24 protein-coding genes and 1 tRNA gene are annotated in these 24,787 nt (G+C 49.3%); 23 read left to right on the top strand and 2 right to left on the bottom strand.

Features of this window, described 5'->3' with window-relative positions:
- Positions 1-113 precede the first annotated feature (113 nt).
- From B4V02_RS24395 to B4V02_RS24310, 18 genes are all read left to right on the top strand, one after another.
- Complete coding sequence (locus B4V02_RS24395; protein WP_094156770.1) at positions 114-1,319, top strand: ATP phosphoribosyltransferase regulatory subunit; 1,206 nt, start codon at positions 114-116, stop codon at positions 1,317-1,319.
- The gene (gene hisG, locus B4V02_RS24390; protein WP_094156769.1) at positions 1,316-1,966 is read left to right on the top strand and encodes an ATP phosphoribosyltransferase; all 651 of its coding nucleotides are present in this window, start codon (positions 1,316-1,318) and stop codon (positions 1,964-1,966) included. The genes B4V02_RS24395 and hisG overlap by 4 nt, the downstream gene beginning before the upstream one ends.
- Before the next feature lie 56 nt (positions 1,967-2,022).
- Complete coding sequence (gene hisD, locus B4V02_RS24385) at positions 2,023-3,336, top strand: histidinol dehydrogenase (RefSeq protein WP_094156768.1); 1,314 nt, start codon at positions 2,023-2,025, stop codon at positions 3,334-3,336.
- Positions 3,320-3,928, top strand: coding sequence for an imidazoleglycerol-phosphate dehydratase HisB (gene hisB / locus B4V02_RS24380; RefSeq protein WP_007428137.1), 609 nt, complete (start codon positions 3,320-3,322; stop codon positions 3,926-3,928). Before hisD ends, hisB begins: the two co-directional genes overlap by 17 nt.
- A gap of 3 nt (positions 3,929-3,931) precedes the next feature.
- Positions 3,932-4,561 (top strand): imidazole glycerol phosphate synthase subunit HisH, encoded by a 630-nt coding sequence (gene hisH / locus B4V02_RS24375; RefSeq protein WP_094156767.1) that lies wholly within the window; start codon positions 3,932-3,934, stop codon positions 4,559-4,561.
- A gap of 104 nt (positions 4,562-4,665) precedes the next feature.
- Entirely contained in the window at positions 4,666-5,397 is a 732-nt protein-coding gene (gene hisA, locus B4V02_RS24370; RefSeq protein ID WP_094156766.1) for a 1-(5-phosphoribosyl)-5-[(5-phosphoribosylamino)methylideneamino]imidazole-4-carboxamide isomerase, read from the top strand.
- A gap of 11 nt (positions 5,398-5,408) precedes the next feature.
- Positions 5,409-6,167 carry an imidazole glycerol phosphate synthase subunit HisF gene (hisF, locus tag B4V02_RS24365; protein WP_094156765.1) on the top strand — a complete coding sequence of 253 codons (759 nt, stop codon included), beginning with the start codon at positions 5,409-5,411 and terminating at the stop codon, positions 6,165-6,167.
- Positions 6,164-6,907: a bifunctional phosphoribosyl-AMP cyclohydrolase/phosphoribosyl-ATP diphosphatase HisIE gene (hisIE, locus tag B4V02_RS24360; RefSeq protein WP_094156764.1), complete on the top strand. Its 744-nt coding sequence runs from the start codon at positions 6,164-6,166 to the stop codon at positions 6,905-6,907. Before hisF ends, hisIE begins: the two co-directional genes overlap by 4 nt.
- A gap of 36 nt (positions 6,908-6,943) precedes the next feature.
- Positions 6,944-7,768 (top strand): histidinol-phosphatase HisJ, encoded by an 825-nt coding sequence (hisJ, locus tag B4V02_RS24355; protein WP_094156763.1) that lies wholly within the window; start codon positions 6,944-6,946, stop codon positions 7,766-7,768.
- Positions 7,769-8,014: 246 nt separating this feature from the next.
- A complete protein-coding gene (locus B4V02_RS24350) occupies positions 8,015-9,793 on the top strand; it encodes a tetratricopeptide repeat protein (protein ID WP_094156762.1) in 1,779 nt (592 codons plus the stop codon).
- A 39-nt stretch (positions 9,794-9,832) separates the two neighbouring features.
- Positions 9,833-10,786 carry a thioredoxin-disulfide reductase gene (gene trxB / locus B4V02_RS24345; RefSeq protein WP_094156761.1) on the top strand — a complete coding sequence of 318 codons (954 nt, stop codon included), beginning with the start codon at positions 9,833-9,835 and terminating at the stop codon, positions 10,784-10,786.
- 290 nt (positions 10,787-11,076) lie between these two features.
- Positions 11,077-12,027, top strand: coding sequence for an ROK family glucokinase (locus B4V02_RS24340; RefSeq protein ID WP_094156760.1), 951 nt, complete (start codon positions 11,077-11,079; stop codon positions 12,025-12,027).
- A gap of 64 nt (positions 12,028-12,091) precedes the next feature.
- Entirely contained in the window at positions 12,092-12,991 is a 900-nt protein-coding gene (gene rapZ, locus B4V02_RS24335) for an RNase adapter RapZ (RefSeq protein WP_007428147.1), read from the top strand.
- Between the two features lie 12 nt (positions 12,992-13,003).
- Positions 13,004-13,990, top strand: coding sequence for a gluconeogenesis factor YvcK family protein (locus tag B4V02_RS24330; RefSeq protein WP_007428148.1), 987 nt, complete (start codon positions 13,004-13,006; stop codon positions 13,988-13,990).
- Positions 13,991-13,995: 5 nt separating this feature from the next.
- Positions 13,996-14,940, top strand: a complete 945-nt coding sequence (whiA, locus tag B4V02_RS24325) for a DNA-binding protein WhiA (protein ID WP_007428149.1) — start codon at positions 13,996-13,998, stop codon at positions 14,938-14,940.
- A gap of 136 nt (positions 14,941-15,076) precedes the next feature.
- Positions 15,077-15,346, top strand: a complete 270-nt coding sequence (locus B4V02_RS24320) for an HPr family phosphocarrier protein (protein ID WP_007428150.1) — start codon at positions 15,077-15,079, stop codon at positions 15,344-15,346.
- Positions 15,347-15,591: 245 nt separating this feature from the next.
- Positions 15,592-16,350 carry an SIMPL domain-containing protein gene (locus tag B4V02_RS24315; RefSeq protein WP_094156759.1) on the top strand — a complete coding sequence of 253 codons (759 nt, stop codon included), beginning with the start codon at positions 15,592-15,594 and terminating at the stop codon, positions 16,348-16,350.
- A 239-nt stretch (positions 16,351-16,589) separates the two neighbouring features.
- On the top strand, positions 16,590-17,693 hold the full coding sequence (locus B4V02_RS24310) for a PdaC/SigV domain-containing protein (RefSeq protein ID WP_094157082.1): 1,104 nt from the start codon (positions 16,590-16,592) through the stop codon (positions 17,691-17,693).
- Between the two features lie 87 nt (positions 17,694-17,780).
- Here B4V02_RS24310 and clpP read toward each other — a convergent pair whose 3' ends face one another.
- Both clpP and B4V02_RS24300 read right to left on the bottom strand, forming a co-directional pair.
- Positions 17,781-18,377 (bottom strand): ATP-dependent Clp endopeptidase proteolytic subunit ClpP, encoded by a 597-nt coding sequence (gene clpP / locus B4V02_RS24305; RefSeq protein ID WP_094156758.1) that lies wholly within the window; start codon positions 18,375-18,377, stop codon positions 17,781-17,783.
- Between the two features lie 211 nt (positions 18,378-18,588).
- A tRNA-Arg gene (locus tag B4V02_RS24300) sits at positions 18,589-18,663 on the bottom strand.
- A 266-nt stretch (positions 18,664-18,929) separates the two neighbouring features.
- Here B4V02_RS24300 and B4V02_RS24295 point away from each other — a divergent pair.
- The 5 genes from B4V02_RS24295 to gpmI all read left to right on the top strand — a co-directional run bounded on the left by B4V02_RS24295 (position 18,930) and on the right by gpmI (position 24,734).
- Positions 18,930-19,967 carry a sugar-binding transcriptional regulator gene (locus tag B4V02_RS24295; RefSeq protein ID WP_094156757.1) on the top strand — a complete coding sequence of 346 codons (1,038 nt, stop codon included), beginning with the start codon at positions 18,930-18,932 and terminating at the stop codon, positions 19,965-19,967.
- Positions 19,968-20,060: 93 nt separating this feature from the next.
- Complete coding sequence (gap, locus tag B4V02_RS24290) at positions 20,061-21,071, top strand: type I glyceraldehyde-3-phosphate dehydrogenase (RefSeq protein ID WP_094156756.1); 1,011 nt, start codon at positions 20,061-20,063, stop codon at positions 21,069-21,071.
- A gap of 123 nt (positions 21,072-21,194) precedes the next feature.
- Complete coding sequence (locus B4V02_RS24285) at positions 21,195-22,376, top strand: phosphoglycerate kinase (protein ID WP_007428156.1); 1,182 nt, start codon at positions 21,195-21,197, stop codon at positions 22,374-22,376.
- A gap of 59 nt (positions 22,377-22,435) precedes the next feature.
- Positions 22,436-23,188 (top strand): triose-phosphate isomerase, encoded by a 753-nt coding sequence (gene tpiA, locus B4V02_RS24280; RefSeq protein ID WP_094156755.1) that lies wholly within the window; start codon positions 22,436-22,438, stop codon positions 23,186-23,188.
- Between the two features lies 1 nt (position 23,189).
- Positions 23,190-24,734: a 2,3-bisphosphoglycerate-independent phosphoglycerate mutase gene (gpmI, locus tag B4V02_RS24275; RefSeq protein WP_094156754.1), complete on the top strand. Its 1,545-nt coding sequence runs from the start codon at positions 23,190-23,192 to the stop codon at positions 24,732-24,734.
- Positions 24,735-24,787: the final 53 nt, after the last annotated feature.

Below are 24,787 nucleotides of genomic sequence, written 5' to 3'. Positions count from 1 at the left end.
GCGGCTCCATTCTGTTGACGTTGACAAGCAGGGCGTGATAATATATCGAATATACTTTAGTTTGTTAGCACTTTACCATGATAAAGATATTGTGAAATCATGAGGTGATAGAGATGTCTAAGCCAAAAGGGTTTGAAATTCCTGTAGGGGTTCGGGATTATCTACCACGTGCAGTGTCGAAGCTGCGGGCGATTGAATGGAATGTGCTCGAATGTATGGAGCGTTGGGGCTACCGTCAGATTATGACGCCTACGATGGAATATTACGATACGGTGGGGGTGGCCAGTTCCACCTCGGATCAGAAGCTGTTTAAGCTGCTCAATAACCGGGGGACCACGCTGGTGCTGCGGTCTGATATGACTGCGCCAATTGCGCGGGTGGTATCGTCGCTGCTGAAGGAAGAGGAAGTGCCGCTTCGGCTTTCCTATCATGCCAATGTATTTCGGGCGATTGAGGAAGAGGCGGGAAGAGAAGCCGAGTTCTTTCAGACGGGTGTGGAGCTGGTAGGCGATGACTCGCCGGAGGCTGATGCGGAAGTTGTAGCATTGGCGATTGCATCGTTGCAGGCAGCAGGAGTTGCCTCTTTTAAAATTGCCATGGGACATGTGGGATTCCTGAACGGCTTGTTCGAGGAAATCATTCCAGGTCGCCAGGCTGAGCAGGAGGCACTAAAGGAGCTGCTCCTGGGCCGTGATGTAGTGGGCTACCGAACAGCGATTGAGGCTTTGGGCTTGGCTGCTGAACATCGGGATAAGCTGGAGGCTATTCTTCGGCTGCGCGGTGGAAAAGAAATCTGCGAACAGGCTACCCGTCTTAGCGTGGAGCAGCAAACGCTCCAATCTATTGCACATTTGTGCGAGGTATGGGAAGTGCTGGAGGCTTATGGCGTATCTGAGCATGTGTTAATTGACCTTACCATGATCGGAGATTTTTCATATTATACAGGAATGACTTTTGAGGGCTACGCGGCGGAAATTGGATTTCCCGTCTGCAACGGAGGTCGCTATGACAATCTGCTCCAGCAGTTTGGTCGGTCCGTGCCTGCGACGGGATTTGCGCTCAAGACGAATCGAATCGTCGACGGTGTGGACGGTATTGAGATTGAGACGAAGCGTCCCATACTTATCCTTTATGACGAGCAGGGGCGTCAAGAGGCGTTATCGGCTGCGGCGCAGCTTCGTACAGCCGGCCGGATTGTGGTTACAGGCTTGGCGGGAGGGCCGGAGGATGAGCGGCACCAGCAGCAGGACCTATATGCAGAGGTATACAGCTATACAGTTGCAGAAAGGCAACCGGTACAAGGGAGGGAATTGCCATGACGGAAACATTGAAGGTAGCCATGCCGAAGGGACGGATTTACAAGCAGGCTTCCGAGTTGTTTCGCCGAGCGGGAGTCCCGATTCCGCAGGATGTGGATGATACGCGCAAGCTGGTCATTCCGCTGCCTGAGCTGGGAATGGAATTCATCATGGCGAAGCCGGTCGATGTTCCTACGTATGTGGAGTATGGGGCTGCGGACATTGGCATTGTGGGCAAGGATGTATTGCTGGAGGAAAACAAGGATGTGTACGAACTGCTGGATCTGGGAATCGCCCGTTGCCGGATGTCGGTGATTGCTCTGCCGGATTGGCAGCCAGGTATTCGCCAGCGGGTCGCTACCAAATATCCGAACGTGGCTTCCCAGTATTTTCGTGAGCAAGGCCAGCAAGTGGAGGTTATTAAGCTGAATGGTTCCATCGAGCTGGCACCGTTAATCGGTTTGGCAGACCGCATTGTGGATATGGTGGAAACCGGGCAGACCTTGCGGGAGAATGGATTGGTTGAGCAGATCAGCATCCTGGATATTACCAGTCGCCTGATTGCCAATCGGGTCAGCTATCGGATGAAAAACGGCTCGATTCAGGCGTTGTGTGACCGATTGCATCAGGTGATTCCAACTGCGGTGACAAATGAACTAGTGGAATAGGACAATGGCTAAGGAGCATTCTGCAAAGCAAGCTGCAAGTGAGGGGGAATGGACAAATGAAGATCGTATCAGCCCGTGAATTCAGTCTCCAGCGCGAGGTGGATTACGGTACACCAGAGCAAAATGAGGCTGTTCGTGCCATTATTCATTCGGTGCGGCAGGAGGGAGATGCAGCTGTCCTGCGGTATACGGAATCGTTTGATGGTGTATCGCTGACGGCGGAGCAGCTTCGTGTGACAGATGAAGAATTGAAGTCGGCATATGACAAGGTGGAGCCTTCTTTTATACAGGCAATTCGAGAGGCGGCGGATAATATCCGTACTTTTCACATGAAGCAAAAACGGAATTCGTGGATGGATTGGCAGCCGGACGGCAGCCTGCTCGGTCAGATTATCCGACCATTACAGCGTGTAGGCGTGTATGTTCCGGGCGGTAAAGCGGCCTATCCATCCTCGGTGCTGATGAATGTCATTCCCGCTCAGGTGGCTGGTGTACCAGAGATTGTCATGGTGACACCCCCGGCAACAGGCGGCAAGGCGGGAATCGATCCATATACACTGGTAGCTGCGGCAGAGGCTGGTGTGACGGAAATATACCGGGTGGGCGGAGCGCAGGCGATTGCCGCTCTCGCTTACGGAACACATCGCATTGAACCGGTCGATAAAATTTGCGGTCCCGGCAACATTTATGTAGCGCTGGCAAAGCGTGAGGTGTACGGTGCGGTGGATATCGACAGTATTGCCGGACCGAGTGAAATTGTCGTGCTGGCTGACGACACGGCGAACGCTGCTTATGTAGCGGCTGATCTGCTGTCGCAAGCGGAGCATGACGAAATGGCCTCGGCCATTCTGGTTACGCCCTCGCAACGCTTGGCGGAAGAAGTATCAGCTGAAGTGCAGCGCCAATTGATCGATCTGCCGCGTAGAGATATTGCTTCTGCTTCAGTAGAGTCCTATGGAGCCATCATTGTTGTTGACACGTTGGAAGAGGGCATTCGTATTGTCAATCGGCTGGCGCCGGAGCATTTGGAGATCATGACAGAGCAGCCGATGGAGCATGTGGGTCTGATTGAAAATGCGGGAGCTATTTTTCTGGGAGCGTACAGTTCGGAGCCGGTAGGCGATTATTTTGCTGGGCCCAACCACATTATTCCGACGAATGGAACCGCGCGGTTCTCTTCGCCAGTGGATATTGATGATTTTATCAAGAAGTCGAGTATGATCTATTACAGCAAGGAAGCGCTGCTGCGCAATGGAGAGACGATTATGCAGCTTGCCCGGCATGAAGGGCTGGAAGGTCACGCGCGGGCGATACAAGTTCGATTGGACAATGAAAAGAAGGCGGTGGATGGCGATGGGGAACGAAAATAACGGAGCAGGACGCGCAGGCAGCGTCAGCCGGAAGACGAACGAAACGGATATTCAGCTGTCTTTTGCGGTAGATGGGACAGGACAGGCCGAGATTGAAACGGATGTTCCTTTTCTCAATCACATGCTGGATTTGTTCACGAAGCACGGACACTTTGACCTGAATGTGCAGGCCAGAGGGGATGTTGATATCGACGACCACCATACCGTGGAGGACATTGGTATCTGTCTGGGGCAAACCTTGCTGGAGGCACTGGGTGATAAAAAAGGAATCAAGCGCTATGCCAGTGTTTTTGTACCGATGGATGAGGCGCTCGCGCAGGTCATCATTGACCTCAGTAACCGACCCCATTTTGAGTATCGTGCGGAGTATCCGTCACAGCAGGTGGGGAGCTTTTCGACAGAGCTGGTGCATGAATTTCTGTGGAAATTTGCATTGGAGGCTCGGATGACGCTGCACGTCATCGTTCACTACGGGCAAAATACCCACCATATGATCGAGGCGGTGTTCAAAGCACTGGGACGCGCACTGGACGAGGCGACCTCCATTGATCCACGGGTAACGGGAGTACCTTCAACGAAGGGAGTGCTATAGTCTATGTCCATTGCTATTGTGGATTACGGCAGAGGCAATCTGCATAGTGTGAGCAAGGCGGTTGAGCGTCTTGGATATGAGGCTGTAGTCACAGGAGATGCCCAGGTGATTCGTTCCTCCAGCGGTGTGATTCTGCCGGGTGTTGGGGCATTCGGAGATGCTATGGAGCATTTGCGTTCCAGTGGATTGGATCGGATTATCCAGGAGGTGGCGAGCGTTGGACAACCGCTGCTCGGTGTTTGCCTAGGCATGCAGCTGTTGTTCACTCGTGGTGAAGAATATGGCAGTCATGAAGGGCTTAATATTTTACCGGGCGAGGTTGTTCGTTTTGCTCCCGATAGGGGCGTTAAGGTGCCGCATATGGGCTGGAATCGTCTGCGTATGACACAGCCGGATCACCCGTTGTTGCAGGGCTTGGAGGAAGGGCATGTGTATTTTGTACACTCCTATCATGCAAAGCCTGAGGTTGAGACGGACCTGCTGGCGGTGACTGACTACGGCGGGCCCGTAACGGCTATCGTTGGCAGAGGCCATGTATATGGCATGCAGTTCCATCCGGAGAAGAGTGGGGAAATGGGCATGCAGCTGCTTCGTCAGTTCTTGGAGCTGGCGGAGGCGGCAAAGCGAGCGTAACTACTCATCAGTCTTCAGTCTTGCGGGAGGGTGGTACGGCTGTCTTTGGGCGTTGATTGATGTAAGGCATATGAATGTGGAATAGCTCACAAGGGGGTCATGCTTTGTTCACGATATATCCGGCGATTGATATTCGCGATGGCAAATGTGTACGGTTGGTACAGGGGGATTACAACCAGGAGACGATATACAACGAAAATCCGGTAGAGGTAGCCCGAGAATGGGAGCGTAAGGGCGGCTCCTACATTCATTTGGTTGATCTGGACGGTGCTAAAGCGGGCCACCCGGTGAACGATGAATTAATCGGGCGCATCGCTTCTGCAGTACAGGTGCCAGTACAGGTGGGTGGCGGCTTGCGAACACGCGAGCACGTAGAGCGATTGTTGTCGTTAGGCGTGAGCCGTGTGATTTTGGGCACGGCGGCGATTGAGGACCGTGCCTTTACCGAAGCGGTATTAGCTGCCTACGGTGATCGGATCGCTATCGGTCTGGATGCACGAAATGGCTATGTAGCCACGCGCGGGTGGCTCGAAACCTCGGAGGTACGCGCGGATGAACTGGCTGCTGAGCTGGCCGCCAAGGGGGCGGAGACGTTCATCTTTACAGACATTTCCCGCGATGGAATGATGCAGGGCCCGAATGTGGAGGCGATCGTAGCACTTGCGAAAAGCAGCGGACGTACCGTTATTGCTTCCGGAGGTGTCAGTCAGATGGATGATCTGATCACACTGAGCGCGTATGCACAAGAAGGTGTAGGCGGTGCCATTGTGGGTAAGGCATTGTACACAGGAAGCATTGATTTACAGGCCGCCGTACAAGCTGTAGCAAGGGCATAGGGGGAGTAAGCATGCTGGCTAAACGTATTATTCCCTGTCTGGATGTAAAGGATGGCAGGGTGGTTAAGGGCGTCAATTTTGTGAATCTACGCGATGCGGGCGATCCGGTAGAGCTGGCGGCGCTGTATGACCGGGAAGGGGCGGACGAAATTGTATTTCTGGATATTTCCGCGTCGGTTGAAGGTCGTGCCACCATGGAAGCGGTCGTTCGCCAGACGGCCGGAGAAATTTCCATTCCCTTCACGGTCGGCGGCGGCATATCCCATGTCGATGATATGAAACGCATTCTGCGTGCCGGGGCCGATAAAATTGGCGTGAATACGGCGGCTGTCCGTAACCCTCAGCTAATCGCGGAGGGTGCGCGCAGCTTTGGCTCGCAATGCATCGTTGTTGCAATTGACGCCAAGTACAATGAGGCGTGGGGCGAGTGGGAAGTATATACGCACGGAGGTCGCACGCCATCCGGTATCCGCGCTTTGGCCTGGGCCAAGGAGGCTGAACAGCTGGGGGCTGGAGAAATTCTGCTGACTAGCATGAATGCGGACGGAACCAAGGATGGATTTGACCTCCCACTCACGGCTGCGGTGTCGGATGCAGTGGGGATTCCGGTCATTGCTTCCGGTGGAGCTGGCAAGCAGGAACATTTTTATGACGTGTTTACGGTGGGCAAGGCGGATGCTGGACTGGCGGCCACGATTTTTCACTATAAAGAAATAGGAATCCCTAAGCTAAAACGGGATTTGAAGCGCAGAGGAGTGGAGATACGATGAGCAATGAATTAAACGAGCAGCTATCTCTGGAGCAGATATTGGATAATATCCGCTGGAATGAAGCGGGACTTGTCTCAGCCATTGTACAGGATGATGCTACGCTTCAGGTGCTGACCCTGGCTTATATGAACCGCGAGTCGCTGAAGCTGTCTCTGGAATTGGGAGAGACCTGGTTTTGGTCTCGTTCCAGACAGGAGCTGTGGCATAAGGGGGCAACCTCCGGCAATACGCAAAAAATCACCTCCATCCAGCTGGATTGTGACGGTGATGCTCTGCTTGTGCGTGTCATTCCGAACGGTCCTGCCTGTCATACAGGAGCGACGAGCTGCTTTTCCCGTGAGATTTCTGCTCCGGGAACGGCTCTCGTATCTGCCACTGGCAATGCAGCGGCGGGGCAAGCAGAGGAGGTAGAGACGGGTGGAACGGCCAACGCTGCGGCAAACCGCTTTGAGGTGCTTGCCCAATTGGAGGCGATCATTAAGGAGCGCGAAGAGACACGCCCCGAAGGAGCCTACACGACCTATCTTTTTGATAAAGGCGTAGACAAAATCCTGAAAAAGGTTGGCGAGGAAGCTTCCGAGACGATCATTGCCGCCAAAAATAAAGATAATGAGGAGCTGCGTCTGGAGGTCAGCGATTTAATTTATCATCTGCTGGTGCTGCTGCAAGAGCGCAAGCTGCCACTGGATGATGTGCTGGCTGAGCTGAATCGTCGTCATGAGCGTCCTCGTCGTGATTAAAATGGGTCTTATGGTGCAGAAAGGGGCGAGGGCCGCATGAAAATTGACTATCACACGCATCATGCCCGGTGCGGTCACGCGATAGGAAGCCTGGAGGAGTATGTGCAGCAGGGGATTCGGCTGGGTCTGGATCAGCTCGGTTTATCGGATCACATGCCGCTGCTGCATGTAAAACCAGCTGACTATTACCCGGAAATGGCGATGCCAATGGAGGAGCTGCCCCGATATGTAGAAGAGTGTCTGGAGCTGAAGGAACGCTATAAAGACCAAATTGACATTCGTGTCGGCCTGGAAGGCGACTACATTGAGGGCTGGGAACGAGAAATTGAAGATATGATCACCGCGTATCCATGGGATTATGTGATTGGCTCCGTCCACTTCCTAGGTGAATGGGATGTCACGGACTTCCGTCAGGTACACCATTGGGAGGGCAAAAATGTGCTGGAGGTATACCGCACGTATTACGATGCGGTTTCCAAGGCGGCAGCTACCGGCTTATATGACATCATGGGCCATTTGGATGTCATTAAGCGCTTCGGCCATCATCCGAAGCCGGAGGAAGAGGAGGAGTTGCGTGAACTGGAGCGCTCCGCACTCTCAGCCGTTGCCCGCAGCGGTCGGGCGATGGAGCTGAATGCATCAGGGCTATCCAAGCCCTGTGCGGAGATGTTCCCGAGTCGCCGCATGCTGGAGGCGGCTTTATCGCTAGGCATCCCGCTGACCGTCGGCTCGGATGCCCATGATCCGGCGAAGCTGTCCGAGCATTTGGAGAAGGCGCGCGCTCTCCTATATGAAGTCGGCTATCGCGAGCTTGCGGTATTTCAGCATCGTGAACGTGCGTTGGTGCCGCTGACACTTTAATTTTCGTGTTGATTTGGTCTAAATATATATCTAGCAACTAGCCGAACGCTGCCTTCTGAAGAGGAAAACGCGCTCGGCTATTGGCGCATCCCCTTGCACGTGTCTAGCGGTACGTGTTTATTGAAAAACAAACATCATCCGTTTTTTGGAATGGGACACAACTGACTGTCAAGTCGTTTTGAAGTTGTGGTATACTGGAGGGTATGAACATGCCAGTTACATTTAAAGGAGGTGCCTTGGTTATTTATGAAAGGGAAACATCTGCGAGCATCGGAACAACTTAGCCCTAAGATTATTGCTTTGCGTTTCGACGCATCTTTCTTTTTTGAGAAAGCTGTGCGCTCGCTTGATCGCAATCATTATGACAAGGCATTGAAATATTTTCGTAAAGCCGTTGAATATGAACCGGATAATCCGGTGAATCATTGCAATATGGCGGGTATATTATCAGAGATGGGGGATTATGCAGGCTCGAATGAGATCCTGTCCTCTGTTCTGAGCGACGTAGATCCGTCTATGACAGAGTGTTATTTCTATATGGCGAATAATTACGCTAATATGGAGCAATTTGAAGAAGCGGAGAAAGCCTTGGTCACGTACCTGGAGGAGGACGAGGAAGGGCAGTTTCTTGATGAAGCCGAGGAAATGATGGAACTGCTCTATTATGAGCTGGACCGTCCAACCAAGCTGAACCGCATTAAGGCCCGGCAGGGAGTGGTCGAGCATGATCAGGCCCGCGTCCTGCTGGAGGAAGGGAAATTCGCGCAGGCAGCTCAATTGCTCAAGCAAATTTCGGAGGAACAGCCCGATATGTTCGCTGCGCGTAATAATTTGGCATTGGCCTATTACTACATGGGATTGTTCCAAAATGCCAAAACCGTTATTCTTCGAGTGCTGGAGGATGAGCCGGGGAATTTGCACGCGCTCTGCAATCTGGCAATCTTTTATCAGCATGAGGGAGGCGGCCCCGAATTGGATCGCCTGGTTCAAACCTTGGCGGTCACCATCCCGTTTCAGGAGGAGCAGGTATTCAAGCTGGCGACCACCATGGGGATTCTTGGACGCCATGAGGAGGCCTACAGACATTTCCGCAGGTTGCTGCATGGCACTGGAGAGAACAGTGCTGACGCTTCCTTGTACCATTACACGGCGGTAGCTGCCAGCAATACGGGAAGATATGCGGAAGCCCGGCGGCTGTGGAGTCATTTGCAAAAGCAGGATGCTTCCTCAGAAGTTCCGCGCTTTTTCCTGTCCCGGCTGGAGGAGCTCCAGCAGGAGGGTACACCGCTGCAAGTGCTCAGCTACCATTATCATCTCCCTTTTGAGGAGCAATTCCGCATGTGGGAGAAGTTCGGTGCTGAGCAAGTGCCTGACAGCATGAAGAAGGACCCGCTTATACGGTCATCCTTCTTCTGGGCTTTGCGCCACGGAGACCGGGCAACTCAGTTGCAAGTCATTCAGGCGCTGAGTCTGATCGGTGATGATGAGGTGCGCCAGGCACTGGAGTCCTTTGTAGAAGATCCGGATCAGGAGGATGAGCTGAAACAGCGTGCCTTGCAGGTCCTGCAAGAGCTGATGGATCAGGAGCATGGCGTGCAGGAAATGGCTCCGCAAGCAGAACAGATGGAGCGGTTGGAAGCCGAAAGGGATTACCGCACAATCGAAGGCGATGGTTCTGCTTCTCCGGTCGATCCGCAATGGCAGGCAGTGCTCGATAAGGTGCTGACCGTCATGAGTAAACCGTCAGATCCGGCCATGCAGCACGATTTAAGATCGCTTTGGCTGGAGTATTCGGATCGACTTGCTCCGGAAGTTCCGATGGTTCAGCATACCGAGGGATGGGCAGCGGCGCTGGAATATTTGACAGCCAAAATGCATCATCATTCAGTCACCTATCAGGAAGTAGCCGATCGCTATGGTATTTCCGTATCGACTGTAAGCCGCTATGCACGCCAGATTGACAGTGTGTGTGGTATCAAGCAGAAGCTGAAGCAGCCGCTCTCCACGTTTAAAAAGCAGGTCTGAGACCTGCTCCAAACATCACTTAAAGGAGGCAACAAACGTATGTATAAATCCATAATTATTGGTACAGGTCCCGCAGGCTACACGGCCGCTATTTATTTGGCGCGCGCTAACATGAATCCGCTGATCATTGAGGGAATGCAGCCCGGCGGGCAGCTTACCACGACGACCGAAATTGAAAATTTCCCGGGTTTTGAGCAAGGTATCCTTGGGCCTGAATTGATGGATAACATGCGCAAGCAGGCTGAACGCTTTGGCGCTGAATTTACTTCCGGCTGGGTAGAGGAAGTGGATCTCAGCAAGCGCCCTTTTAAAGTGAAGGTAGAGGGTAAAGGCATCATTGAGGCGGAGTCGGTTATTATTGCTACAGGCGCGTCTGCCAAATATCTCGGCATTCCGGGTGAGCAGGACAATGTAGGGCGCGGAGTCAGCACGTGTGCAACCTGTGACGGCTTCTTTTTCCGTGGGAAAAAGATCATTGTGGTCGGCGGCGGTGATTCGGCGATGGAGGAAGCGGGCTTCTTGACCCGGTTTGCCTCCAGTGTAACCCTGGTTCATCGTCGTGATGAGCTGCGGGCTTCTAAAATTATGCAAGACCGCGCACGTGAGAATGAAAAAGTACACTGGGCCTTAAACCGGACTCCTCTGGAAGTCGTAACGGGAGAAACCGGATTGAAGGGCTTGAAGGTACACAATAATGAAAACAATCAGGATGAGCTGATTGAGGCGGATGGCGTGTTCGTAGCGATCGGGCATACACCAAATACAAGCTTCCTGAACGGTCAAATCCATACAGACGATCACGGCTATATTCAAGTAAAGCCAGGCACGACGGAAACGAACATCCCCGGCGTTTTTGCGTGTGGAGATGTGCAGGATAATCGTTACCGCCAAGCTATTACGGCTGCGGGTACGGGCTGCATGGCGGCTATGGACTGCGAGAAGTATCTCGAGGGCAGCGCTGTTCATGACTGGAGCAAAACACTGGATCAATAAAGACAGCTTATAGCTCAGAATATGGCTAGGATGGAGTAAGGGTAGTCTGTTATATGCGATCCCCGATGTTCAGGAAGAGAAAGCCTGCTGCGTTTGCACAGGCTTTTTCCTTTTTGTGGATCATTGAGGCCAAAAGTTCCGCTAATCGTACATCTTTCAATAGGCAAGTGTCCTTGACCGTAACGGGGGCTTCAATTATAGTTGGAACGTAGGATCACGATTACGAAGTCATGATTTTATTTATATGTTTCATACAAAGTTTTTAAGTAAACATAAAGGTGGCTTGAAACATGTCTGAAAGTATCTATGTGGGTGTCGATTTGGGCGGTACAGCGATTAAAGTAGGCATTTGTAATGAAAACGGACAGCTTTTGCACACTTACGAGGGGCCAACCGAAACCGATAAGGGCGTAGATGTTGTAGTCAGCAATATCGAAAAATATGTGCGTCACATTGTTGAGCAATCTCCTTATGAGTGGGATCAACTAAAGGGTGTCGGTGCGGGTGTTGCGGGGTTTACGAATGTTCGCGAAGGTGTTATTGTCCTCGCGCCCAATATTGGCTTTCGTGACGTACCGATTCGTGCGATTTTGGAGGAACGGATCGGCAAGCCGGTAAAGATAGACAATGATGCTAATGTTGCTGCGCTTGGCGAAGCATGGGCCGGAGCAGGCAAAGGCATAGAAAACTGCGTATGCTATACCCTGGGAACAGGTGTTGGCGGCGGCATTATTATTAATGGTAAAATATATCAAGGCTTCTCGGGTATGGCCGGGGAAATTGGACATATGAGCGTAGTGCCTGATTTGGAGGCCATTCAGTGTGGATGCGGTAAAATGGGTTGTCTGGAGACCGTATCTTCCGCAACAGGCATTATTCGTATGGCCAAAGACGCTGTAGAGCGTGGTGATCGGACCTCTCTGGCACTGGAGGATCAAATTGCCGCCAAAGAAGTATTTGATGCTGCCAAAGCTGGTGATGAGGTCGCATTGCGTATCGTAAACCGGGCTGCTTTTTATTTGGGGAAATCGATGGCAGCCGTGGCGGCGGTGCTCAATCCGGAGTTGTTTATTGTAGGCGGCGGTGTGTCCAAAGCAGGCGACTTCTTGTTTGAAGAAATGCGTCGCGTATACGCTAAGCTGGCACCTGAGCCGCTTCAGCAAGGAGTATCCATTGCCCCGGCACTGCTGGGTAATGACGCGGGTATCGTAGGAGCTGCGGGCTTGCTGCTGCGTTCCTGATCTACAGGTTGCTGATAACGGGTACTCACATAGAGCGAAGAAGCAAAAGGAGAGGGAAGTCCATATGACAGACAACCTAAAAAATGCTGCGCCGTGGGCAACGCTCATTATTATTACGGGGATGTCAGGTGCAGGGAAGACCATTGCGGTGCAGAGCCTGGAAGACTTGGGCTTCTTCTGCGTCGACAATTTGCCCCCTGTGCTGATTCCCAAATTTGCCGAATTGATCGAGCAGTCTAACGGAAAAATAGGTAAAGTGGCACTCGTCATTGATTTGCGCGGACGAGAATTTTTTACTGCTTTATCGGAATCATTAAATTATATTAAAGATCATTTTACGATTCATTGTGAAATTCTATTCTTGAATGCCAATGACGGCGTTCTTGTACAACGATACAAGGAAAGTCGTCGACGTCATCCACTTGCTCCAGACGGTATGCCTTTGGACGGAATCCGCCTGGAACGTAAAATGCTGGAGGAACTGAAAAGCTCCGCTTCTGAGGTTATTGATACAAGCACGATGAAGCCCGCAACCTTAAAGGCTCGGATCATTTCGAGATTTTCGCATCTGGAGAGCAGTATGCTTTCCGTGAACATTACTTCTTTTGGCTTTAAATATGGTATTCCCATTGATGCCGATCTTGTATTCGATGTGCGCTTCCTGCCTAATCCTCACTATGTGGACCATCTTCGTCCCAACACGGGACAGGACAGCGATGTGTATGATTATGTTATGAAATGGCCTGAGACTCAGGCATTCCTGACCAAGCTGCTGGATATGTTACATTTTTTGATCCCACAATACCGTAAAGAAGGCAAGAGCCAGGTTATTATCGGTATTGGCTGTACCGGCGGTAAGCATCGTTCTGTTGCAATATCGGAATATTTAGGAAAAATGCTGGGTGCCAGCGAGACAGAATCTGTTTCTGTTTCGCATCGGGATGCTGACCGGGACCGGCATTAATGAGGTGAAATGATGAAAGAGACCGGATCACAACGGGAGCGCCCGCGTATTGTTGTTATGGGCGGGGGAACCGGCTTGTCTGTCATGCTGCGGGGCTTGAAGCAAAAGCCGCTGGATATTACGGCTATTGTGACAGTCGCTGACGATGGCGGAAGCTCCGGGATATTGCGAAGTGAGCTGCAGATGCCCCCTCCAGGGGACATTCGCAATGTGTTGACTGCCTTGGCTGACGTAGAACCAGTGATGTCAGATATGCTAAAATACCGTTTCGGCGCAGGATCGGGATTATCTGGCCATAGTTTGGGCAATCTGATCTTGGCGGCGATGACCGATATATCAGGTGATTTTGTGACGGCGGTGCGTGAGCTTAGCCGTGTATTTGCTGTCCGGGGACGTGTACTGCCGGCAGCCGAAGAGGGCGTCGTTTTGAGTGCGGAAATGGAGGATGGCACGGTGATTACCGGAGAGTCCAAAATCCCGGAAGCGGGTCAGAGAATCAAGCGTGTTTTTCTTGAACCGACTCACGTGGAGCCGTTGCCTGAGGCTGTAGAGGCCATTAATGAAGCCGATGCGATTCTGATTGGGCCCGGCAGTTTGTATACCAGTATTTTACCCAATCTGCTCGTTCCAAAGCTCGCTGAGGCTGTCGTGAAATCCGACGCTATCAAAATTTTTGTCTGCAATGTCATGACTCAGCCGGGTGAAACCGATGGCTATACGGTGGGAGATCATCTGCAGGCTATTTTCGATCATGTAGGCCACCATCTCTTCGACTATGTCATTGTAAATAACGGAGAAATCCCCCCTCAAGTGCAGGAAATGTATGCCGAGCAGGGTGCCAAGCCAGTCCAAGTCGACATGGGAGAACTGAATGACCGGGGATATAAAGTGGTGGCAGATACGTTAGTTCTGTTCCGCACGTATTTACGGCATGATGCAGACAAACTGAGCCAGCACATTTACCAATTGGTACAAAACTGGATATTAAGAAGGAGGTGAGTCCCTTGTCCTTTGCGGCACAAACGAAAAAAGAGCTTACGATGATTGAAAGCCAGCCCTGCTGTGAAAAAGCGGAGCTATCTGCGCTTATACGTATGCTCGGATCCGTACAACTGTCGAATAAAAGGGTGATATTGGACGTGTCCACAGAAAATGCCGCGATTGCAAGGCGGATTTACTCCTTGATCAAAAAGCATTTTCAGCTTCACATTGAACTGCTTGTACGGAAAAAAATGCGCTTGAAAAAAAATAATGTATACATTGTCCGTATTCCTAACGGTGTACAAGAGCTGTTGAAGGATTTGTACATCGTGTCTGAAGGCTTCTTGTTCACGGACGGGATTAATCGGGAGATTATTCGGAAAAACTGTTGTAAGCGGGCTTATCTGCGAGGGGCCTTTATGGCCGGTGGCTCTGTGAACAACCCGGAGGGATCGTCTTACCATCTTGAAATTTCCTCGATGTATGAGGAGCATTGTCAGGCACTGGTAGATCTAGCGAATGAGTTTCATCTGAATGCCCGCTGTATTGAGCGAAAAAAAGGCTTTATTCTCTACATCAAGGAAGGCGAGAAGATCATTGAGCTGCTCAGCATCATTGGGGCGCATCAGGCCTTGTTCAAATTTGAGGATGTACGTATTATGCGCGATATGCGCAACTCCGTAAATCGCATTGTCAACTGCGAAACAGCCAATTTGAACAAAACGATCGGCGCTGCGGTCCGGCAAATTGAGAACATCAAGCTGCTGGAGAGGGAAGTTGGTTTGGAGACCTTGCCGGACAAGCTGCGGGAAGTGGCAGAAATCCGACTGGCCCATCCTGATTTGAACTTGAAAGAGGTCGGGGAAATGCTCAAAGGGGTCGTCAGTAAATCCGGTGTAAATCACCGTCTTCGCAAGATTGACGAGATGGCGGACAAAATCAGGGGAGAAAATGGCCTGATTCCGTAAAAAAAGAATGTCTTTGGGGCTTTTTGCCGGTTTAATTAGTTTTTTTTCTAGTGTCTGTCCCGGGTTAATGTTATAATGTGATAAATAAAATGGAGTAAGTAGTGTCCAGATTTATTTGATGAGGGGGTAAGCTGACATGTCAAAACATCCGGTAGTCGTACGCTTGAAAACAGGACTGCACGCCAGACCTGCTGCGTTATTCGTACAGGAAGCGAATAAATATTCATCTGAAATTTTTGTGGAAAAAGAAGACAAGAAGGTTAATGCCAAGAGCATCATGGGTATTATGAGTCTTGCCATCAGTACAGGTACTGAAATTTATATTAGTGCTGAAGGCGCGGACGCCGAACAGGCTGTAAACGCTTTAGTAAGTCTGGTTAGCAAGGTGGAATTGGAAAATCAGTAAGCGGCTGTCTATTTTGTAGTACGGTATACGCTCTTTTCGTGAAAAGCCCCCTAGGGGCTTTTTTTATATCCATAAAAAGGGCCGAGTCCCTTTTTTAGTTTTGCGAATAGGACATCTGGAATTGGTCCAAGCTACATATCATTTATATCTCATGCTTGTTTTAAAAATGTGAGCCCTTGACTGCAACCTTTTTTCGTCTTTTCCGTCTGAAAGGTACAAACATTTCATGAAAGAGGTTGGGTACGATGAGACATTGGACAAAAACGATAAGCACAGCAGTTCTTGCAGGAGCATTATTGGCAGGGGGAGTAGCTGGGGGCTTGTGGACAGGGGCAGATCGCGCTTATGCCGCATCCACAGCCACGACGGTAAACAGCGTGATCAATGTGAATGGAAGCGGAGAAGTACTGGTTAAGCCCGATATTGCTTATCTTTCCATCGGTGTGCAATCAGAGGGAAATACAGCAGCCGCTGCCCAAAAAGCCAATGCTGCGAAAATAAACAAGGTTACACAATTGCTGAAAGAAAAATGGAGCATTAGCGCAGACGACATTCAGACTAGCCAGTTCTATGTGCAGCCTAACTATATCTACAACGAAAAAGAAGGACAGAAGCTCAAAGGCTACATTGCCAATCATACACTTTCCGTCAAATACCGCAATTTGGACAAAATCGGCCAGCTGCTGGATGAGGCTACAAATTCCGGGGCAAACAACGTGGATAATGTACAATTTTCAGTAGAAAATCCTTCCGTGTATGAAGAAGAGGCTATTGGCAAGGCGCTTGGCAACGCTCAATCTAAAGCCAGTGCTGTAGCTAAGGCAGCTAAACGCGGATTAGGGTCGCTTGTGAATGTGACGGTAGATGGCGGAGAGGCTCAGATTTTTACACAACGTGAGAATGCAATGGCAAAATCGATGCTGGATTTAGGGAGTGGAACAGAGATTCAGTCAGGCCAAGTGACGGTAAAAGTTCAGGTGTCGGCTCAATACGAAATGAACTAATACAGATCTTTAAATGAAGCCACAAGCGGCCTGTCTTTCTGCAGGTCAGCTTGCTGGCTTTTTTTTCATATCGAAACCATTTTGTAATGAGTCTGTCATAGCTAGGGGGTGTTAGGTGTATAGATTGAAATCAGGGCGTATACAGATTGTAAACTACATACAGTGAGGTATAGATATAATAAGACAGGTAATCAAAACACATAGTTAATACAGAGATATAATAGGAGGAATACTTAATGATGAACAAGCATACGAAAAAATGGGGCTCTGCTCTGCTGGCAGCAGGAATTCTGGCAGGAGTCGCAGTTATTCCCGCTTCCTATACTGAAGCAGCATCAACCAAACAGCAAGCGGCATCACAGAAACCAGGAATTTCTATTCAATGGAATGGCAAAACATTGTCGACCAAAGGAGTCCAGGTAAACGGAAGTACGCTGATTCCAGTAGCAGCGCTGCGCGACAGCCTAGGGATTCCAGTGAGCTATGATGCCAAGGAGGCTACCTACACTGTAGGCAGTGGGTACAACAAACTTTCTATTAGATCTTTTTCTTCTCCCCCGGATACCTATGTCAGCGTTAATGGGATCGGCACGCGCAACATGGATGCCAAGCTGATCGGTGGGAAGTTATACATTCCTATGAGTCTCCTGAAAGACTATCTGGGTATCAATGCTCAGTGGAATGCAGCCCAAAAAACAGTAACGTTGAGTAAAAGCCAGCTAAATCCGATCACCGTTACGTCGCAAACGCTTCCCGCTTCGAGTAATGCGAAGGTGTCTTACAAGGTGAAGTACCCGCAAATCAGCGGCAGTCAGTTGAATCCTGAGGCTCAGCAGGCAATTAACAGTGTGCTTAAAAAGCATGCGGAGGGAGTATTGGCAGCAGGCAAAAAGATGGTGGCTGAGGGAGAGGCTACAACAGAAAGACCGTATGAGTTCTGGAATGATTTTGCGATTGCCTATAACAAGGATGGTATTTTGAGTGTGATTATGCAGGATTACTCGTATCTAGGTGGCGCACACGGTATGACAGCACGTAAAGGATATACATTCTCCCTCGCTGATGGTAAACTGCTGCAATTATCTAACGTATTGAAAGCAAATCCGAACTACAAAAAGTTCCTCAATGCTGATTTGAAGAAAAAAGTCGATGCGCTGCAGGGCGGCGAAGGTTTTGACAAATTTAAAGAGCTGAAGGCGGATCAAAATTTTTATGTGACCAACAGTGGAGTAACCATCGTGTTTGATTTATATGAGTATGCACCATACGCGTATGGAATTCCAGAGTTCACCTACTCGTTTGCTCAACTGCTGCCTCAAGGCGGCAAGCCTTTGGCAGGATAAAATGAATAGTACCAAAAAAGCTGCCTACCGGATACGAATATCCAGGGCAGCTTTTTTATTTCTAGCTTTCCGAGGTACTAACTTCTCTTAAATACCTGCTGGAGTGGAGCTAGTTAGCACTTTATCAATAATACCGTATTCCTTGGCATCATCAGCGGACATGAAATAGTCACGGTCTGTGTCTTTTTCAATGCGTTCCAGTGGTTGACCTGTGCGATCTGCGAGAATGCGGTTCAATTTGTCACGCATTTTCAGAATGCGGCGGGCGCGGATTTCGATATCCGTTGCCTGACCTTGTGCACCACCCAATGGTTGGTGAATCATAATTTCACTGTTCGGCAAAGCAAAGCGTTTGCCTTTGGCACCAGCGTTCAGCAAGAACGCACCCATGGAGGCTGCCATACCTACACAAATCGTAGACACGTCAGGCTTAATGTATTGCATCGTATCGAAAATGGCCATACCGGCTGTAATGGAGCCGCCAGGACTGTTAATATACAAGTGAATATCTTTTTCAGGATCTTCGGCAGCCAAAAACAGCATTTGTGCAATAATAGAGTTGGCTACAACGTCATTGACGTCCGAGCCCAACAAAATAATGCGATCCTTCAACAGTCTGGAATAAATGTCATAGGCGCGTTCGCCGCGGTTACTTTGCTCTACTACCATAGGAACATAGCTCACGTCAAAAAACCTCCCTTAAATATCGTTAATGGATTTGGTGGACATGCCGATTACATGCCCCTACTTTATAAACTGTTACCGTAATAACCACATGATAAACAATTTCAAACAAAAAGTCAAAGAAAGTCAAACTAATGGTCAAAAAAAAGAGCGCAAAGGGCTCTTGTTGGTTAAAATGATGATATAGAAGCATTAAAGCGTTCATTTAAAATGGCGCGCCCGCGAGGAATCGAACCTCGATCTCAGGCTCCGGAGGCCTACGTCATATCCGTTGGACCACGGGCGCAAAATAATTTGTACAATTAAAAGCTAATTCATCAGCTAATTGGAAACAAAGATGATTATATGATATACGGCAGTGAATTGCAAGCTTTTATTATGTGCGCATATTCACATAAAAAGGTGAGAAATATAGGTTCAGATAGACTTGCATGTGAAGCAATTATTGGGTAAGATATACGTGGGACTTAAAAAGTTATCCCGGGACATTTTAAGACCAATTAGAGATATAGCTTTAGGGAAAGAACTTAGAAGTGTGCGGGAGTGGAAAGCATGCGAAAGATATTAGAAATACAGAAGCAGCTTCTGCCCGACCTCATGGATGTTTTGAAAAAAAGGTACACGATCCTGCGCCAGATCATGTTGTCCGATGTCATTGGACGCAGAACGCTGGCAGCTTCACTGGATATGACCGAGCGCGTGTTGCGCGCCGAAACCGATCTCCTCAAGGCCCAAGGGCTCATTGAGATCGAGAGTGTGGGCATGAAGGTGAGCAAAGCAGGGCTGGATCTGCTGGAACAGCTGGAGCCGATTGCGAACAACTTGTTCGGCCTGTCCCAACTGGAAGATCAGATTCGTCAAGCCTACGGCTTGAAGAAGGTGATTGTCGTTCCAGGGGACTCGGATGCTTCACCGTTAGCGAAGCAGGAGTTGGGCCGTGCTGGAGCAAAAGCGTTGCTGAGTGTTATGGACGACGAGGATGTGGTCGCGGTAACAGGAGGCACGACAATTGCAGATGTAGCGGAGCAACTGACACTGCCTGCTAATGGTTCGCTCAAGGGCGGGTGGTTTGTACCGGCACGCGGGGGGTTGGGAGAAAGCATGGAAATGCAGGCTAACACCATTGCTTCCACAATGGCCCGCAAAGTCGGCGCTCAATACCGTCTGCTCCATGTACCGGATTTGCTCAGCAATCATGCCTACAACTCGTTGCTTGAGGATACGAACATTCAGGATATATTGAGCCTGATTCGAAAGAGCCGTATCATCATTCACGGGATAGGCAACGCCATAGCGATGGCACGCAGACGCAAGCTTGACCCCGAAACCTTTGCCCAGATCAGCAGTGAGGGCGCGGTTGCCGAATCGTTTGGTTATTATTTCAACGAGGACGGTGTCGTTGTTCACCGCATGCTGACGCTTGGACTCCGCTTGGAGGACATTAGGCGTACCGAGACTGTTCTGGGTGTAGCTGGAGGCAAGAGCAAGGCGGCTGCTATTCATGCGGTGCTGCGTTTCGGCCAAGAAGACATTCTTGTCACCGATGAAGGCGCTGCTGCCGAGATTGTAAGCCATTATTTAAAAGGTTAATACAGATTGATTAAATGTGTTGTCTTGACGGGCTTTCGGGTCTGTCTTGAATATATAAAACTAAACTAAACGAACTTTGGGAGGAACTCACTCATGACAGTTAAAGTTGGTATTAACGGTTTCGGACGTATTGGACGCCTTGCTTTCCGCCGTATTCAAAACGTGGAAGGTATTGAAGTAGTAGCAATCAATGACTTGACAGATTCCAAAATGCTGGCACATCTGTTGAAATATGATACAACACAAGGTACTTTCCAAGGAGAAGTAGAAGTACATGAAGGCTTCTTCAAAGTAAACGGCAAAGAAGTTAAAGTCTTGGCTAACCGCAACCCTGAAGAACTGCCTTGGGGAGACCTGGGTGTAGACATCGTTCTGGAATGCACAGGTTTCTTCACAACTAAAGAAGCTGCTGAGAAACACTTGAAAGGCGGCGCTAAAAAAGTTGTTATCTCCGCTCCAGCTACTGGCGACATGAAAACTGTCGTTTACAACGTAAACCATGAAATTCTGGACGGAACTGAAACTGTAATTTCCGGTGCTTCTTGCACAACAAACTGCTTGGCTCCTATGGCTAAAACACTGCAAGACAAATTTGGTATCGTTGAAGGTTTGATGACTACAATTCACGCTTACACTGGCGACCAAAACACTTTGGATGCTCCACATGCTAAAGGCGACTTCCGTCGTGCTCGCGCAGCAGCTGAGAACATCATCCCTAACACAACTGGTGCTGCTAAAGCAATCGGCCTGGTTATCCCTGAGTTGAAAGGTAAACTGGACGGAGCAGCTCAACGTGTTCCAGTAGCAACAGGCTCCCTGACTGAGCTGGTAACAGTTCTGGAGAAAAATGTAACTGCTGAAGAAATCAACGCAGCGATGAAAGAAGCTTCCGATCCTGAAACTTACGGATACACTGAAGATCAAATCGTTTCTTCCGACATCAAAGGTATCACTTACGGTTCCTTGTTTGATGCAACTCAAACTAAAGTTCTGACAGTTGGCGACAAACAACTGGTTAAAACTGTAGCTTGGTATGACAATGAAATGTCCTACACTGCACAATTGATCCGTACGTTGGAATACTTCGCTAAATTGGCTAAATAAGAAATTTCTTATCGAGCAACATCATAGAGCGGAAACAGCAGTTATTGTTTCCGCTCTTTATATATCAAAATGTGCCTTAAATTCCTGTTTCGTAAAATTAAAAGGGTGCGGAGGAATATGGAGATGAACAAAAAGAGCGTACGTGATATAGAACTGAATGGAAAACGGGTGTTTGTTCGTGTAGATTTTAACGTTCCGGTTGAGGACGGTAAAATTACGGATGACAAGCGTATTCGCGAAACCTTGCCAACAATTAACTACCTGATTGAAAAAGGTGCAAAAGTTATTTTGGCGAGTCACTTTGGACGTCCAAAAGGTCAGGTCGTTGAATCCATGCGTCTGACTCCTGCTGGTGTGCGTTTGTCTGAACTGCTCAAAAAGCCTGTTGTTAAGGTGGACGAAGCAGTTGGTGAGGCTGTTAAAGCGAAAGTGGCTGAACTGCAAAACGGCGACGTGCTGTTGCTTGAAAATGTACGCTTCTACCCAGGAGAAGAGAAAAACGATCCTGAGCTGGCGAAGCAATTTGCTGAACTGGCTGACATTTTCGTGAATGACGCATTTGGTGCAGCACACCGTGCTCATGCTTCTACAGAAGGTATCGCGCATTTTCTTCCTGCTGTTTCCGGCTTGCTGATGGAGAAAGAATTGTCTGTAATCGGTAAAGCTCTTTCGAACCCGGACCGTCCTTTTACAGCCATTATTGGCGGTTCCAAAGTAAAAGACAAAATCGACGTGATCGACAACCTGCTGAACATTGCAGATAACGTAATCATTGGCGGCGGTTTGGCTTATACATTCTTTAAAGCTCAAGGTTATGAAGTGGGTCAATCCCTGCTGGATGAATCCAAACTGGACGTAGCTCTTGGATTTATCGAAAAAGCGAAGAAGCTCGGCAAAAAATTCTATCTTCCGGTAGATATCGTTATTTCTGACGATTTCAGCGCTACAGCGAACACGAACATTGTAGACATTGACGGTATTCCTACAGATTGGGAAGGCGTAGATATCGGACCGAAAACTCGTAAAATCTATGCTGATGTGATCAAAAACTCCAAATTGGTTGTTTGGAATGGACCAATGGGCGTATTTGAAATGGAACCTTTCGCTGGCGGTACTCGTGAAGTAGCGGAAGCTTGCGCAACAACAGAAGCATACACCATCATTGGTGGCGGTGATTCTGCGGCTGCGGCTGAGAAATTCCACCTGGCTGACAAAATGGATCACATTTCCACTGGCGGCGGCGCATCCCTGGAATTTATGGAAGGCAAAGCACTTCCGGGTGTTGTTGCACTTAACGATAAGTAATCAAGCGTTTAACGCGTAATAAAGGCTTTAGGGCATCTAATAGTTAGGAGTTGAAACCATTGAGAACACCGATTATCGCGGGTAACTGGAAGATGTTCAAAACCGTTCCAGAAGCTAAGACCTTCATCGAAGAGGTCAAAGGTAAAGCAGAGGTTGCAGGAGTGGAAAGCGTAATCTGCGCTCCATTTACAAATCTTCCTGCTCTGGTTGAAGCAGTAAAAGGCACATCCATTAAAATTGGCGCACAAAACCTGCATTTTGCAGAAGATGGTGCGTTCACAGGTGAAATCAGCGGCGGAATGTTGAAGGATCTGGGCGTAGACTACGTTGTAATCGGACACTCCGAGCGTCGTGAGTATTTCAACGAAACAGACGAAACGGTAAACAAAAAGGTTCATGCGGCATTCCGCCACGGCCTGACTCCGATCGTATGTGTAGGCGAAAAGCTGGAAGACCGTGAAGCAGGTCAAACCAAAGAGGTTGTAAAAGTGCAAACTGTAGCAGCTTTTGCTGGCTTGGCCAAGGATCAGGCTGCACAAGTCGTTGTTGCTTATGAGCCAATTTGGGCGATCGGAACAGGAAAATCCTCCACTTCGCAGGATGCGAATGAAGTGATCTCCTATATCCGCAGTCTGATTAAAGAGCTGTATGATGAAAGTACAGCTAATGCTGTACGTATTCAATACGGTGGCAGTGTAAAACCTGAAAATGTTGCTGAGTACCTGGGTCAAAGCGATATCGACGGCGCGCTTGTGGGCGGTGCCAGTCTTCAACCGGCGTCGTACATCGCGCTTGTTGAGGGGGCGAAGTAAGATGGCAGCACCAAAACCGGTAGCTTTAATTATTATGGACGGATTCGGACTGCGCGACAACGTGGAAGGCAATGCGGTTGCACAGGCCAACAAACCGAATTACGACCGGTATTTAAAACAATATCCTCATGCAACGCTGACCGCTTCTGGTGAAGCGGTGGGTCTGCCGGAAGGACAAATGGGCAACTCCGAAGTAGGTCACTTGAACATCGGCGCAGGCCGCACTGTGTATCAAGACTTGACTCGTATTTCGAAGTCCATTCGCGAGGGTGAATTCTTCAATAACGAAACATTGGTTAAAGCCGTTCAGCATGCCAAGAAGAACAACGCCAAGCTTCACCTGTACGGACTTCTGTCCGACGGCGGCGTGCATAGCCATATCAGCCATCTGTTCGCTATGCTGGACCTGGCGAAAAAAGAAGGATTAACCGAAGTGTACATTCATGCTTTCATGGATGGACGCGACGTTATGCCTGACAGCGGCGTAGGCTTCATGCAACAGCTGATCGCTAAAATTCAGGAAGTGGGCATTGGCCAAATTGCGACCGTACAAGGACGTTATTACGCAATGGACCGCGACAAACGTTGGGAACGTGTTGAGAAGTCTTACCGTGCAATCGTATACGGGGAAGGTCCTCAATATACTGACCCACTGGAAGCATTAAAGGAATCGTATGAAAAATCAGTGTTCGATGAATTTGTGGAGCCAACTGTTATTGTGAAGGCCGACGGAAGTCCTGTAGGGCTGGTCGAAAGCAATGACTCTGTTGTATTCCTGAATTTCCGTCCTGACCGTGCGATTCAACTGTCTCAAGTATTTACCAATGAGGATTTCCGTGGTTTTGACCGTGGGCCCAAATGGCCTAAGGATCTGCACTTTGTTTGCCTAACTTTGTTCAGTGAAACGGTTGGAGGCTTTGTAGCCTATGAACCGAAAAACCTGGATAATACGTTTGGCGAAGTGCTGGTACAAAACAACAAAAAGCAATTGCGTATTGCTGAGACAGAAAAGTATCCGCACGTTACTTTCTTTTTCAGTGGCGGACGCGATGTAGAACTGCCTGGCGAAACTCGTATTTTGATCAATTCGCCAAAAGTAGCTACGTATGATCTGAAGCCTGAAATGAGTGCGTATGAGGTTGCGGATGCAGCAGTGAAGGAAATCGAAGCTGACAAGCATGACGCAATCATCCTGAACTTTGCCAATCCCGATATGGTTGGACACTCCGGCATGCTGGAACCAACTATTAAGGCGGTAGAGGTGACGGATGAATGTGTTGGACGTGTTGTTGACGCGGTTAAAGCCAAAGGCGGCGTGGTTATTATCATTGCCGACCATGGTAACGCGGATATGGAAATTGATGAGCAGGGACGCCCGTTCACAGCTCATACGACGAATCCGGTTCCGTTCATTTTGACTGACGAAAATATCGTTTTGCGTGAGCATGGAATTCTGGCTGACGTAGCTCCAACGCTTCTGGATTTAATGCAACTTCCGCAACCTGCGGAAATGACAGGAAAATCTATGATTGCATCCCGCAAGTAAGCTTGATTTAATAAATATAGGCTTGACCAATAAATTATGATTCACAAAGGAGA

It is taken from the genome of Paenibacillus kribbensis, assembly GCF_002240415.1.
Classification (GTDB): domain Bacteria; phylum Bacillota; class Bacilli; order Paenibacillales; family Paenibacillaceae; genus Paenibacillus; species Paenibacillus kribbensis.
The sequence above is the reverse complement of the archived record's forward strand: the minus strand, read 5'-3'. Positions and strand labels throughout refer to the sequence as shown.

Bases quoted from the DNA above. Each gene is read 5' to 3' on its own strand.
- B4V02_RS24395 (WP_094156770.1), top strand. From the start codon at position 114: ATGTCTAAGCCAAAAGGGTTTGAAATTCCTGTAGGGGTTCGGGATTAT.
- hisG (WP_094156769.1), top strand. From the start codon at position 1,316: ATGACGGAAACATTGAAGGTAGCCATGCCGAAGGGACGGATTTACAAG.
- hisD (WP_094156768.1), top strand. From the start codon at position 2,023: ATGAAGATCGTATCAGCCCGTGAATTCAGTCTCCAGCGCGAGGTGGAT.
- hisB (WP_007428137.1), top strand. From the start codon at position 3,320: ATGGGGAACGAAAATAACGGAGCAGGACGCGCAGGCAGCGTCAGCCGG.
- hisH (WP_094156767.1), top strand. From the start codon at position 3,932: ATGTCCATTGCTATTGTGGATTACGGCAGAGGCAATCTGCATAGTGTG.
- hisF (WP_094156765.1), top strand. From the start codon at position 5,409: ATGCTGGCTAAACGTATTATTCCCTGTCTGGATGTAAAGGATGGCAGG.
- hisIE (WP_094156764.1), top strand. From the start codon at position 6,164: ATGAGCAATGAATTAAACGAGCAGCTATCTCTGGAGCAGATATTGGAT.
- hisJ (WP_094156763.1), top strand. From the start codon at position 6,944: ATGAAAATTGACTATCACACGCATCATGCCCGGTGCGGTCACGCGATA.
- B4V02_RS24350 (WP_094156762.1), top strand. From the start codon at position 8,015: ATGAAAGGGAAACATCTGCGAGCATCGGAACAACTTAGCCCTAAGATT.
- trxB (WP_094156761.1), top strand. From the start codon at position 9,833: ATGTATAAATCCATAATTATTGGTACAGGTCCCGCAGGCTACACGGCC.
- B4V02_RS24340 (WP_094156760.1), top strand. From the start codon at position 11,077: ATGTCTGAAAGTATCTATGTGGGTGTCGATTTGGGCGGTACAGCGATT.
- rapZ (WP_007428147.1), top strand. From the start codon at position 12,092: ATGACAGACAACCTAAAAAATGCTGCGCCGTGGGCAACGCTCATTATT.
- B4V02_RS24330 (WP_007428148.1), top strand. From the start codon at position 13,004: ATGAAAGAGACCGGATCACAACGGGAGCGCCCGCGTATTGTTGTTATG.
- B4V02_RS24320 (WP_007428150.1), top strand. From the start codon at position 15,077: ATGTCAAAACATCCGGTAGTCGTACGCTTGAAAACAGGACTGCACGCC.
- B4V02_RS24315 (WP_094156759.1), top strand. From the start codon at position 15,592: ATGAGACATTGGACAAAAACGATAAGCACAGCAGTTCTTGCAGGAGCA.
- B4V02_RS24310 (WP_094157082.1), top strand. From the start codon at position 16,590: ATGAACAAGCATACGAAAAAATGGGGCTCTGCTCTGCTGGCAGCAGGA.
- B4V02_RS24295 (WP_094156757.1), top strand. From the start codon at position 18,930: ATGCGAAAGATATTAGAAATACAGAAGCAGCTTCTGCCCGACCTCATG.
- gap (WP_094156756.1), top strand. From the start codon at position 20,061: ATGACAGTTAAAGTTGGTATTAACGGTTTCGGACGTATTGGACGCCTT.
- B4V02_RS24285 (WP_007428156.1), top strand. From the start codon at position 21,195: ATGAACAAAAAGAGCGTACGTGATATAGAACTGAATGGAAAACGGGTG.
- gpmI (WP_094156754.1), top strand. From the start codon at position 23,190: ATGGCAGCACCAAAACCGGTAGCTTTAATTATTATGGACGGATTCGGA.